The organism is Paraburkholderia graminis C4D1M (assembly GCF_000172415.1).
GTDB lineage: Bacteria > Pseudomonadota > Gammaproteobacteria > Burkholderiales > Burkholderiaceae > Paraburkholderia > Paraburkholderia graminis.
The window spans coordinates 1-11,040 of sequence record NZ_ABLD01000055.1; the positions used below are offsets into that span (position 1 = coordinate 1).

The following is an 11,040-nucleotide window of genomic DNA, read 5'->3' on the forward strand; positions in this document are numbered from 1 at the left end:
TAGCGTGTGAGCTTCGGCTGATAAGCCGCGGCGTAGTTGAACGCGGCGCGCACATCGTCGACGCTTGCAAGCGCCGCCGTGCCCACGCGCGTACCCGTGTACGGATCGAACACGTCGAACGAGCGAGGACGCGCCGCGCGTTCGCCTTCGAGCCGCAGCGTTTCCGCCCGGAAGGCCGGATGGTCCCGCAGCGTCGTGTTCATGATGCCGACACGCGGTTCAATGCGACGTCGAAGATATCGAAGTTGCGCAGCCGCCGGCCACTGTCCGCGGTCGGCAATCCCTCTACGCGCCGATTGAAAAGCAGCGGCACTTCCTGTTCCGACAAGCCGCCATGCGAGCGCAACGGCACGGTCAATCCGGAAAGATCGTGCTCGTCGCAGCGTGTGCCGAGCACGACATGCTTCGTGCCGATCACGACGATGTCGCCGACGCGGTCTTTGGGCAATTCGAAGCGTTCGCACGCGGCGCGGTTATCGAGCGCGAGTTCGACTCCCGCCAGGCCGCGAATGCGCTCAATGACCTGCGCGGCGCTCACATCGCGCGGCAAATAGATCGTCGCGAACGAACCGAGCGCACCGTGATGCACCACGTACGGGTCCGTGATCGGCAGAATCACGCGTGCCCTGCGAGCGCCGAGCCATTCGTCCAGCACGTCCTGCAGATAGATCACATTCGGCTCGCCGGTTTGCGGATCGTGCTTCGCGTTCATGCCGTGATCGGCGGTCAGTCCGATCACCCAGCCGAGCGCGTCGAGTTGCGCGAGATAGCCGTCCATCATCGCGTAGAACGCGTTCGCGCCTTCGGTGCCCGGCGCGAATTTGTGCTGGATGTAATCGGTCGTGGACAGATACATCAGGTCGAGCGTGCGCGTTTGCGCGAGCCGCACGCCCGCCGCGAACACGAACTCCGACAGCGCCGCGCTGTACACGTCGGGCAGCGGCAAGCCGACCAGATCGAGCACTTCGTCGATGCCGTTTTCCGCGCGCGTCACCGTGTCCGCTTTTTCCGCCGAAAAGCAGATGCCGTTCAACTGCCAGCCCAGCAAGCGGCGCAACTTGTCTTTCGCGGTGACGACGGCGACCGCCGCGCCGGCTTCGCTCGCGGCAGCGAGCAACGTGCCGACGCGCAGATAGGCCGGATCGTTCATCATCACTTCGGCGCCCGCGCCATCGTTCGCGTCCGGGTCCCAGAAGTAATTGCCGCAGATGCCGTGCACCGAAGGCGGCACGCCGCACACGATCGACAGATTGTTCGGGTTGGTGAACGACGGGATCACGCAATCGCCCTTGAACGCCGCGCCGCCCTTCAGCATCTTGCCGATGAACGGCGCAACGCCGGCCGCGACCGCCGCCTCGAGATAATCGAACTCACAGCCGTCGACGCACACCACGACCGTCGGCCGCGACGGCAGCCTGTAGCGGCGGCCGTTGACTTCGATCATCCGCCCAACCGTTTCTTCGTTCGTGCTTGCCATTGTTCCCGTCCCTGCGTGCCGCGCACGCGTGCTCGAGCCAATCGGTTATGACCACTTCATCGCTTCACTCGTCCGACGCCGGCGTAAATCGCGCCGCATCCAACTGGCCTGCCGCGGCACCGCCTTCCTCGCACGCCGCATGCGCGCGCTGCAAGCCGCCGTGCACATGAGCCTGCATCAGCGCCGCGGCACGCGCGGCGTCGCGTGAAGCCAGCGCGGTCAGAATCGCGCGATGCTCGGCCAGCGAGCGCTCCATCGCGTCGGCATGCACGACCAGCGCCGCGCGGCGAAAGAGACTCAGCTCGCTCACCAGCCTTCGATACGTCTCATACAGCTTCACATTGCCGGCCGCCGCCACGATCGCATCGTGAAACGCGACGTTGGCACGCGCATACGCGTCGGCGTCCTGCGTGTCGAGCGCGGCGCGCATCGCGTCGAGCCAGTCGCGCAGCACCGCCAGTTGTTGCGCGTCGATGCTCGCGGCCAGCATGCGGCACGCTGCCTCCTCGAGCACTGCGCGCACCGCGTAAATTTCGTCCGCCTCGGCGAGCGACACCGTCCGTACGAACACGCCGCGGTTCTTCTCGGTGCGCACGAGCCCCGCCTGCTCCAGCGCCCGAAACGCCTCGCGCACCGGCCCGCGCGACACCCGCAGACGCGCGGCCCACTCCGCTTCGTTGAGCTTGTCGCCCGGCGCAAGCTCGCCCTCGACGATGTGCCTTTCGATTTCGTCGCGGACCAGCGCCGTCAGCGAATGCCTGCGCACAACCTCAATCGGATCGACAGAAGCAGTTTGCATATATTCGGTCATTTTGACAAATTTCGCCACATCGAAAAGGACATTTGCGCGACGGCGTCTCGTGAGCCAGACGCGCAACGCAAGCAGGGAAATCGTGAATGCGGGCTCAGTCGATCCGGCGACGCGGCACGCGCGCGGCAATGACGAGCAGCGCGGCAAGCGAAACGAGCAGCAAGATCAGCGACAGCGCCGACGCCGGCAAGTAATAACCACGCTCCACCTGACCGACGACCACGATCGGCACCGTCGCGAAGCCCGGCGGATAAACCGTGAGCGTCGCGCCCAGTTCGCCGAGCGACAACGCGAAGCCGAGCGCGAGACTCGCGCGGATCGCCGGCACGAGTTGCGGCAGCACGACGCGGCGCAGCACCATCGACGGAGGCGCGCCGAGGCTCGCGGCCGCTTCGCGCAGAACGGTCAACTCGGGGCGCAGCGCGGCGGCCGCGCATCGGTAGCAGAACGGCAGGACCAGCGCGAGTTGCACGAACACGACGATCGCCGCCGAGCTCGACAAATCCACCGGCCGCTTGTGATATGCGATCAGCACCGCGAGCCCGAGCACGACGCTCGGCACGCCGTTGGGCATCATCGCGATGGTGTCGACGAAAGCACCGAGGCCGCGCCGGTCGCGTCCTTCGAGCGCAAGCGCGAGCCAGAGCCCGAGAATCGTGCCGAGCACGGCGACGCCCATGCCGATTTCGAGGCTCGTCGTCAGCGCGTCGAAGTCGCTCGACGAGAGCCGCTCGAACCAGCGCGTGCTGAAGCCGTCGGGCAGGATCGTGCCCGACCAGTGAGCCGCCACGCTCGAAAGCGCGACCACGATCACTGGCAACACGAAAAGCCAGAAGCACAACAGCGCCGCAAAGCCGAGGAACAATCCGCCGAGCATTCTGACGACGAGACTGCGGCGCACCGGCCGCGCCTTCATGTGCATGACCGGCAGCACGGTCGGATCGAGTTCATCGGCCATGACCCGCTCCTTTCGCTTTGCGACGATTGACCTGGCGGTACAACGCGTACAGCGACAAAGACATGACGAGCATCACGACCGCGCCGGCGGCAGCCGTCGGCAGATCGAGATCGACGGTGGCCGAACTGTAGATCGCGACCGGCAACGTGATCAGATGCGCGCTGCCGAGCACGAGCAGAATGCCGAACTCGTTGAGCGTGAGCAGAAAGCACAGGATCGTGCCGGCCGCGATGCCCGGCCACGCGAGCGGCACGATGACTTTGAACGCGACCATCCAGCCGCTTGCGCCGAGACTGCGGGCGGCTTCGATCAGACGCATGTCGAGCGTCGCGAACGAGGCCAGCGTCGGGCGAACGACGAACGGCGCGTAGAACACGACTTCGGCGAGAATCACGCCGCCCACGCCGAACAGAAAATCGAGCGGCGGCGCTTGCAGATGAAAGAGCCGTTGCAAGCCGATGCTCACGGAGCCCTGCGAGCCGTACAAAAAGATCAGCGTGAAGGCGACGAGGAACGACGGGAACGCGACGAACAGTTCGAGAAAGCGCGTGACGAGGCGCGCGCCGGGAAACGGCTTGAAGAACAGCAGCGAGGCAAGCGCGACGCCAAGCAGCGACGCGAGTCCGGCGCTTGCAAACAGAATCCACAACGTCGTGCCGATCACGCCGCGCGTTTCCGGATTGCCGAAGAATGCCGCGTACGCTTGCAGACCGAAGCCATGCGGCCCGCTCAAACTCAGCGCCACCAGCCGCACGAGCGGATAGATGACGAGCGGTCCGAGCACCACCACCGCAATGAACAGCAGATGCCATTGCGCCGCGCGATGGCGACGCTTCACCGCGGCGCGATGCGAGGCGGCGCTCGCGCTGCGGCGAGCATCGGCGGCTGCGGAAGCGGACGCCGACGCCGACGCGGTCAGCGAAGCCGGCGCCTCAGGGCTTGATAAGGACGACATCGTCAGCCTCATAACGCAGGGAAACACGCGCGCCTTTCTCCGGCATCATGCCGTGGCCGCGCTGCATCGTGACGAGCACCGGTTCGTTCGGCATTGCATCCAGCATGACGGAAACCGACAACACCGCGCCATACCATTCCACCGACGCGATCGCGCCATGCAAGTGCCCTTCGCCGAGCGGCACGATGCGCAGCGCCTCGGGCCGCAGACAAGCGACGCGCTCACGCTCGTTATAACGCGCGTCGTCCATGCTGAAAGCGACTTGCGGCGGCAGCAGATTGGCCGCGCCGAGATAGCGCGCGACGAACGCGTCGGCCGGCGCGTCGTATAACTGTTGCGGCGTGCCGAGTTGCGCGATGCGTCCGTCGCGCATCAGCAGCGTGCGGTCCGAGAGCACCAGCGCGTCGTCCTGATCGTGCGTCACGCAGACAATCGTCAGATGCGGCAGGCGCTCGTGCAGTGCCTTGAGTTCGGAGCGCACCGACGCGCGCAGGTTGGCGTCGAGTGCGGACAGCGGCTCGTCGAGCAACAGCACGTCCGGCTCGATCACCAGCGCGCGGGCGAGTGCCACGCGCTGCTGCATGCCGCCAGAAAGCTGCGCGGGCATCACATGCCCGGCGTCGCCGAGTTGCACGAGCTTCAACGCATCGGCGACGCGACGCGTGATGTCTTTCGCCGATATGCGCCGCGCGCGCAAGCCGAACGCGACGTTCTCGAACACCGACAGATGCGGAAACAGCGCATAGCTCTGGAACAGCAGACCGAGATTGCGCTTATGCGGCGATACGTGCGTGAGATCGTGACCGGCAACGGTCAGCGTGCCCGACAACCCGTCCGCCTCGATGAAACCGGCGATGAAGCGCAGCAGCGTGGTCTTGCCGCAGCCGCTGCGGCCGAGCACGGTCAGCAACTCGCCGCGCTGGATCGTCAGCGACAGATCGTCGAGCACGGTGCGCGAGCCGAAGCGCACCGTCAGATGGTCGATCTGCACGCCGCCGGGCGCGTCCGAACGCGCCGCGCCGAGGGCGTCCGGCGACGCGCCAAGCGCGCCTGGATCAGCAAGACTGGCGGTATTCACCGGGTTCATCCTCCAACAAGATTGATGCGCGTGCAGCGCCGTGGCGGCTCAGAAAGATCGCGCAGGCGCTGCATGTTCCAGGCTTACTTCGTATGCAAACTTACTTCGGCTTGACGACTTCGATCTGCTTGCCCGACGAACCGACCACGTCGTTCTTCCAGCGCGCGGTCCAATCGGGCTTTCTTCGCCATGACCTGATTCCAGTCCACCGGAATCAGCTTCACGCCCGCGATGGCCTTGCTTGACCGTCTCTCCGTTCTTGCCGGCGAGCGGCACGTCGGTGCGGCCAGGAATGCCGAAGATGTCCGGCACCTTTCGCTTGCACTTCCGTCGACATCAGATAGTCGATCAGCTTCTTGCCTTGCGCTGGTTCGGACCGTTCTTGATCAGACCGATCGCGTAAGGCAACTGGAACGTGGTCGGCTGGCCGCCGGCGCCGCCGCGAGAAACACCGGCTTGAGCGACAAGCCGCCGTTGGCCGCGTCGTCGAGATCCATTTGCAGATCGCCGTTCGCGAACGCGATTTCGTTACGCGAGAGCAGCACGTCCAGATAGCCCGTGCCCTTGGTGTGGAACTTGGCGCTTTGCTCGAGCTTCTTCAGATACTCGAACGCCTTGTCCTCGCCCATCAGCGACGACGTCAGGATGATCACGGCCATGCCGTCGCCGGCCGTCGCCGGATTCGAGTACGCGATCTTGCCGCTGTAGTCGGGATGCAGCAGATCGGCGAAAGTCTTCGGCGCGTTTTTCGTGACTTCAGGATTGATCGCGAACGAGAAGTAGTTGTTCACGAAGGTCGCCCACGCGCCATTGGATGCCTTGGCGATCGCCGGGACGTTCTTGTAGTTCGCGCTCTGATAAGCCTGCAGCAGACCGTTCTGGTCCGCTTGCTGGATGAACGGCGGCAAGGTCACGAGCACGTCGGCCTTCGGCTGATCTTTCTCGATCGTCGCGCGGTTCACCACTTCCCCGCTGCCCGCCGTGACGATGTTCACCTTCACGCTTTCCTTCTTTTCGAAGGCCGGCAACACGTCCTTGTAGAGATTTTCGAGGCCGTCGGCGGTGTAGAGCACGACGGCGTCGGCCGCGTGCGCCTGTATCGCCGCGCCGCCGAACAACGTGGCGGCCAGCAGCGCCGGCAACAGCTTGCGTGCGAGGCCCGTGGCTTGAGAGGAATTGGTCTTTGTCATGTCGCTTCTCCGAAAGGCTTAAAACCAGACGGCCGGGAAAACCCGATACCTGTTGTGATTGAACGGCGCGTGGGCCGCGCCGTTTGCGCTTTTATCTGTTGCCTGCGTGCTGCTTGCGTGTTCGCTGCGTGCTGCTCGCTTGCTGGTTGCGTGCTGCTTGCTTGCTGTTTGCGTAACCGTTGCGTGCGTGTTGACTGCTCGTTTGCCTGCATGTTGCCCGGCGGCGGCGCCGCTGTCCCGTGTAGATTGCAGATTGCCGACAACCCGGACGCGTGATGTTTGCCCCGGCATACAGCTTCTTACGACCTTCGCGCTGCCTGCCACGCCTGCATGGGCACGGCAAGGATCACAGGTTTCGATGACAACGCCATGACCATTCTGTCGAATTCCAAAAAACGACACAATTCGCCAATAATAGCCAAGCTGCAACGAAGTGCCAGGAGAACATGCTGGGGAATTCCGACGTTGCCGCCGGATGCGTGGCGGGTATCAGCGAACGAATCGCGCGGACGCGTACCGGGCGGTTGTGTGGGCGTGTTGCATGCGCCTTTTTTGCAACCGCCGCGCGTCGTACTGCGCGGCGGCCTGGGCATCCGCCTGCTTGCGCGCCTCGCTCAGGCGATCACGATTTCCGGACCATGATCGGTGATCGCCTTGCCGAGCGAGCGCTCGGGCGCCAGTTCGGTCACGAGATAGCGCGCCGATTCAATACCGTTGATGCGCACAGGCGTCACGCGGCCGAACTTCGAATGATCGGCGACGACCACGACCGTGTCGGCGGCGGCGATCATGCGGCTGCGCACCTCGGCGGCCATGCGGCTGTAGTCGGTCAGATAGCCGTCGGGCGAGATGCCGCCCGCGCCGATGAAAGCGAAGTCCGCGTGATATTGCGTGAGCTGGTGCACGGTATCGAGCCCGAACGTCGCGTCTTCGATGTCGGAAAGCTCGCCACCGAGCAGCGTGACGCGGTTGTCATTGCGCCGGCCGAGCAAGAGCGCGATGCGCCAGTCGTTGGTATAGACCGACAGGCGGTGGCGGTCGAGCAAGGCTCGCGCGACGGCCTGCGTGGTGCTGCCGGAGTCGACGATCAGCGACGCGCCGTCCGGAACGAACTGCGCGGCGCGCTCGCCGATCGCACGCTTCGCGCCCGCATTCGCGGCTTCGCGGGTGTCGAGGTCGGGTTCGCGCCGGTCGCTCGATAGCGCGCCGCCATGCGTGGTGACGAGCAGGCCGCGCCCGGCCAGCGCGTTAAGGTCGCGGCGGATCGTCTCGCGCGACACGTTCAATTCGCGCACCAGTTCGGCGACCGAAAGCGCGCCGGTTTTGGCGACTTGCGCCAGGATGTATTGATGACGTTGTTCTGCCAGCATTCAGGACGGTTCCTTCGTCTTCCCGCGAGAGGCGTGTCGCGCGGGGTGCTTCTTTGTCAAATGCCCTTGAAACAAGGGCTTTTCGTATCAGTAGTCGGTCGTCTGCAAGTTGCTGAGTTCAAGACGTTAGCGTAGCTTTTTTCACTCGCCAGCCGAAAACCTGCGCCGACCATGAGGTTCGATGCCAAGGCCGCGGAACAGCTAAAACGACGGCCGGATGCGTCGGCAAAAGCTGGGCGAGTGGCAAGACGTTCGCACGCGCCACGACGCTGGCGACGCCCCCGTTCCTGCTCGCAAGGCACGAAACCAGCCTGTGATAGCTTCGCCGCCGGAATCATACACGGAGCGGAAACTGTGCGAGGACTTCGTCACGGGCCACATCGCCCGCAGGGCCCTTGCTCCTCGTGCTGCCGACATGACCAGCCCAAGCAGATCCCATTGCGATAAAACCTGTATGGACGTACAGTATTCCACACGGAACCGCCGCTATTGCGCAGGCTGCCACGGCTGAGGCATGCATCAGCCGATGGCTTGCAAAAAGTGGCAGCAATGACAGGCAGGCAGGGGGAATCGTGAGAAAACTTGGACTTGCGTTACTGACCGCGGCGTTCGCGCCGATGGCTTTCGGGGCCGGCACCTATTCGGAGGTGTGGAATCCGCCTGAGGCGCGCGCGACTGCCCCGCACCGGGTGGCTACCGCACACAGGCTCGCAGTACGACGCCATGTGGCCTTGCACGCGAAAAAGGTGCGGTCGCCGCGCGCGCTGGCAACTGCTCCACGGCTCGTGGCGAAGCAAGGTATTGCGCAAAAGACCTTGCGCAACGAAGAACCGGACATGTCCGAGATTCCGCGGCAAACCACGCCGGAAGGCAACGTGCTTCGCGTGAGAGGCCACGCGGCATCCGCTCACGTCGTGCGCTAATGCAATCGCAGAAGTAACGCGGCCATGACGTATGGAGTCGCGCCATCGTTGAGCAAAACAACGGCGACCTCCGGTTTCCTGCGGAATTTGTTGCTGCGCGGCTTGGCCCATACAGACAACCAGCCGTCGCTGCTCAATCCCGAGCGACTCCAGTACCTCGAACCGCCGCTTCGCGGGGCGCGGCAGTAAGCGGCGCGTTCTCGAGATCGGCCGTCTCCACCACGACGCGCTGAAGCGCCCTGAACGGCGCGAGACACGCCTCGTCCGCGACACTCGACGTAATGAGCCGCCAGTCGCGCTCGAGGGGAGTCCAATGCTGCTGCCGCGAGCGGCCGAGCTTATCGGCGTCCGCGAGCACGATGACCTGCGCCGCGCGCCGGATGATGCAGTCCTTCAGATACGCCTGCTGCGCGCTGGCCTCGCAAAGCCCGAAACCGGCAACCACGCCGTCGGCGCCCAGGAACGCCTTGTCCACGCTCAAACGGCTCAGCGAAAGTTCGGCGAGCGGCCCGAGCGTGCTCATGCTCGAGTTGCGCAGATCGCCGCCGATCAGCGTCAGATGCACGCCCGGTGCATTGGCAAGCGTCATGACGGCAAGCAGGTTGTTGGTAACCACATGAAGATCAGCACGCGAGCCAAGATGCCGCGCGAGCGCTGCACAGGTGGTGCCGCCGTCAAGCAATACCGTATCGCCGTCGTGCACGTGCGCGGCAGCCGCACGCGCAATCGCTTCCTTCTGATCGCGCTGCGTCGCCTTGCGCTCCTCGAGCGACGCCTCCGGTTCATGCGCGCCGATAAGCGCGGTCGCGCCGCCATAGGTGCGTACTAGCCGCCGCTGATTGGCGAGCGTCGTCAGGTCACGCCGGACGGTTGCCTCGGACACGCCGAGCGCGGCGCTCAGTTGCTCTACGTTGGCGTCGCCGGTCAGGACGAGTTCGAGAATCGCGCGATGGCGCTCGGACGCTTTCATGGGTGTGATTCTGCTGTAACAAGGCTGCCGATGTTACACCACGGTTCGCACGCGATCTTCGGCGTTAATTGCGCGGGTTCAGCCGCGCCGCGTCGCGAGTTCCGCGCCCTGGCGCAGTGCTTCGAGCAGGCTGCGCTCGTCGGCAATGCCCTTGCCCGCGATGTCGAATGCGGTGCCATGATCGACCGAGGTACGGATGACTTCGAGACCCACCGTCACGTTCACGCCGGCTTCGAGACCCAGCACCTTCACCGGGCCATGTCCCTGGTCGTGATACATCGCGACGACGAGATCGAAGTCGCCCCGGCCCGCGCGGAAGAACAGCGTATCCGCGGGTAGCGGGCCGGTCACGTCCAGGCCGCGCTCCTGCAACACTTTCACTGCCGGAACAATCTTCTCTTCTTCCTCGCCGTAACCGAACAGGCCGTTCTCGCCCGCGTGTGGATTGATGCCGCACACGCCGATACGCGGATTTGCAATGCCGGCCTTGACCAGTGTCGCGTTGCCGCGCTCGATCGTGCGTTGCACGAGGCCCGGCTCGATCTTGCGGATCGCGTCGATGATGCCGATGTGCGTCGTCACGTGGATCACGCGCAGTTGCGGCGCTACCAGCATCATCGACACTTCATCGACGCCCGTCAGGTACGCAAGCATTTCAGTGTGGCCGGGAAACTTGTGCCCGCCCGCGTGCAGCGCTTCCTTGTTTAACGGCGCCGTGCAGATCGCGTCGATCTGCTTCGCCTCCGCGAGTTCAACCGCGCGCGCGATGAACCGGTACGCGGCGTCGCCCGCGACTGCCGACAACTGGCCGAACGGCAGATCGTCGGGAATCAGATCGAGGTCGATGCAGTCGATCGTGCCCGGCTCATAGCGCGCTTCGGCCGCTTCCTTGATACGGCGGATTTTCGCCGTGCCGCCAACGATCTGAGTCGCGCGTTCGAGCCGGCGCGCATCGCCGATCACGAGCGGACGGCACTGCTTGTAAACGATGTCGTGCGCAAGGCTCTTGACGACGATCTCCGGGCCGACGCCCGCTGCGTCGCCCATTGTGATGCCGATTACGGGAAGGTAGTTGCTCATGGTGTTTTGCCTGGTCCTTGATGTCTGTGCTGTCCTGCCAGTCCTGCCTGCCTGATTACGCCAACGCGGCGATCAGGCCGAGTCGTGTAATCCGGTTCCGGCGGCTGCCGGTGCTGCGGATGCTGCCGGTTCTGCCGGCGCTTCGTGCAGATAGCGCCAGGCGGCGAACAGCGCATGATCGGTGCCGAAGGCGCCCGCCTTCGTGACGATACGCAAATGCGGCCGCAA

The 11,040-nt window shown here is 64.6% G+C and carries 10 protein-coding genes and 2 pseudogenes; 2 read left to right on the forward strand and 10 right to left on the reverse strand.

The window, feature by feature from the left end:
• From BGRAMDRAFT_RS32755 to phnS, 7 genes and pseudogenes are all read right to left on the reverse strand, one after another.
• A pseudogene (locus tag BGRAMDRAFT_RS32755) lies at nt 1–203 on the reverse strand (phosphonoacetaldehyde dehydrogenase); the annotation flags it as partial.
• Nucleotides 200–1,477 carry a phosphonoacetate hydrolase gene (phnA, locus tag BGRAMDRAFT_RS32760; RefSeq protein ID WP_006053229.1) on the reverse strand — a complete coding sequence of 426 codons (1,278 nt, stop codon included), beginning with the start codon at nt 1,475–1,477 and terminating at the stop codon, nt 200–202. The pseudogene BGRAMDRAFT_RS32755 and the gene phnA, both read right to left, overlap by 4 nt.
• Nucleotides 1,478–1,541: 64 nt before the next feature.
• On the reverse strand, nt 1,542–2,288 hold the full coding sequence (locus BGRAMDRAFT_RS32765; RefSeq protein WP_006053230.1) for a phosphonate utilization associated transcriptional regulator: 747 nt from the start codon (nt 2,286–2,288) through the stop codon (nt 1,542–1,544).
• Nucleotides 2,289–2,382: 94 nt separating this feature from the next.
• On the reverse strand, nt 2,383–3,246 hold the full coding sequence (gene phnV / locus BGRAMDRAFT_RS32770) for a 2-aminoethylphosphonate ABC transport system, membrane component PhnV (RefSeq protein ID WP_006053231.1): 864 nt from the start codon (nt 3,244–3,246) through the stop codon (nt 2,383–2,385).
• Nucleotides 3,236–4,201 carry a 2-aminoethylphosphonate ABC transporter permease subunit gene (locus BGRAMDRAFT_RS32775; RefSeq protein ID WP_006053232.1) on the reverse strand — a complete coding sequence of 322 codons (966 nt, stop codon included), beginning with the start codon at nt 4,199–4,201 and terminating at the stop codon, nt 3,236–3,238. The genes phnV and BGRAMDRAFT_RS32775 overlap by 11 nt, the downstream gene beginning before the upstream one ends.
• Nucleotides 4,179–5,279, reverse strand: a complete 1,101-nt coding sequence (phnT, locus tag BGRAMDRAFT_RS32780) for a 2-aminoethylphosphonate ABC transport system ATP-binding subunit PhnT (RefSeq protein ID WP_006053233.1) — start codon at nt 5,277–5,279, stop codon at nt 4,179–4,181. Before phnT ends, BGRAMDRAFT_RS32775 begins: the two co-directional genes overlap by 23 nt.
• 100 nt (nt 5,280–5,379) lie before the next feature.
• A pseudogene (phnS, locus tag BGRAMDRAFT_RS32785) lies at nt 5,380–6,469 on the reverse strand (2-aminoethylphosphonate ABC transporter substrate-binding protein).
• A gap of 369 nt (nt 6,470–6,838) precedes the next feature.
• Between phnS and BGRAMDRAFT_RS34830 the strand changes: the two are divergent.
• Nucleotides 6,839–7,111 (forward strand): hypothetical protein, encoded by a 273-nt coding sequence (locus BGRAMDRAFT_RS34830; RefSeq protein ID WP_157140706.1) that lies wholly within the window; start codon nt 6,839–6,841, stop codon nt 7,109–7,111.
• Here BGRAMDRAFT_RS34830 and BGRAMDRAFT_RS32790 read toward each other — a convergent pair.
• On the reverse strand, nt 7,084–7,839 hold the full coding sequence (locus tag BGRAMDRAFT_RS32790) for a DeoR/GlpR family DNA-binding transcription regulator (RefSeq protein ID WP_006053235.1): 756 nt from the start codon (nt 7,837–7,839) through the stop codon (nt 7,084–7,086). The two genes, BGRAMDRAFT_RS34830 and BGRAMDRAFT_RS32790, sit on opposite strands and share 28 nt — an antisense overlap.
• A gap of 572 nt (nt 7,840–8,411) precedes the next feature.
• Between BGRAMDRAFT_RS32790 and BGRAMDRAFT_RS32795 the strand changes: the two genes are divergently transcribed.
• Entirely contained in the window at nt 8,412–8,762 is a 351-nt protein-coding gene (locus BGRAMDRAFT_RS32795; protein ID WP_006053236.1) for a hypothetical protein, read from the forward strand.
• Nucleotides 8,763–8,895: 133 nt separating this feature from the next.
• Here the strand turns inward: BGRAMDRAFT_RS32795 and BGRAMDRAFT_RS32800 are convergent, their stop codons facing one another.
• Both BGRAMDRAFT_RS32800 and pdxA read right to left on the reverse strand, forming a co-directional pair.
• Nucleotides 8,896–9,732 carry a DeoR/GlpR family DNA-binding transcription regulator gene (locus tag BGRAMDRAFT_RS32800; RefSeq protein ID WP_006053238.1) on the reverse strand — a complete coding sequence of 279 codons (837 nt, stop codon included), beginning with the start codon at nt 9,730–9,732 and terminating at the stop codon, nt 8,896–8,898.
• A gap of 78 nt (nt 9,733–9,810) precedes the next feature.
• Entirely contained in the window at nt 9,811–10,812 is a 1,002-nt protein-coding gene (gene pdxA / locus BGRAMDRAFT_RS32805; protein ID WP_006053239.1) for a 4-hydroxythreonine-4-phosphate dehydrogenase PdxA, read from the reverse strand.
• Nucleotides 10,813–11,040: the final 228 nt, after the last annotated feature.

Excerpts from the sequence above, each read along its gene's own strand:
- phnA (WP_006053229.1), bottom strand. The coding sequence starts at position 1,477 with ATGGCAAGCACGAACGAAGAAACGGTTGGGCGGATGATCGAAGTCAAC.
- BGRAMDRAFT_RS32765 (WP_006053230.1), bottom strand. The coding sequence starts at position 2,288 with ATGACCGAATATATGCAAACTGCTTCTGTCGATCCGATTGAGGTTGTG.
- phnV (WP_006053231.1), bottom strand. The coding sequence starts at position 3,246 with ATGGCCGATGAACTCGATCCGACCGTGCTGCCGGTCATGCACATGAAG.
- BGRAMDRAFT_RS32775 (WP_006053232.1), bottom strand. The coding sequence starts at position 4,201 with ATGTCGTCCTTATCAAGCCCTGAGGCGCCGGCTTCGCTGACCGCGTCG.
- BGRAMDRAFT_RS34830 (WP_157140706.1), top strand. The coding sequence starts at position 6,839 with ATGACCATTCTGTCGAATTCCAAAAAACGACACAATTCGCCAATAATA.
- BGRAMDRAFT_RS32790 (WP_006053235.1), bottom strand. The coding sequence starts at position 7,839 with ATGCTGGCAGAACAACGTCATCAATACATCCTGGCGCAAGTCGCCAAA.
- BGRAMDRAFT_RS32800 (WP_006053238.1), bottom strand. The coding sequence starts at position 9,732 with ATGAAAGCGTCCGAGCGCCATCGCGCGATTCTCGAACTCGTCCTGACC.
- pdxA (WP_006053239.1), bottom strand. The coding sequence starts at position 10,812 with ATGAGCAACTACCTTCCCGTAATCGGCATCACAATGGGCGACGCAGCG.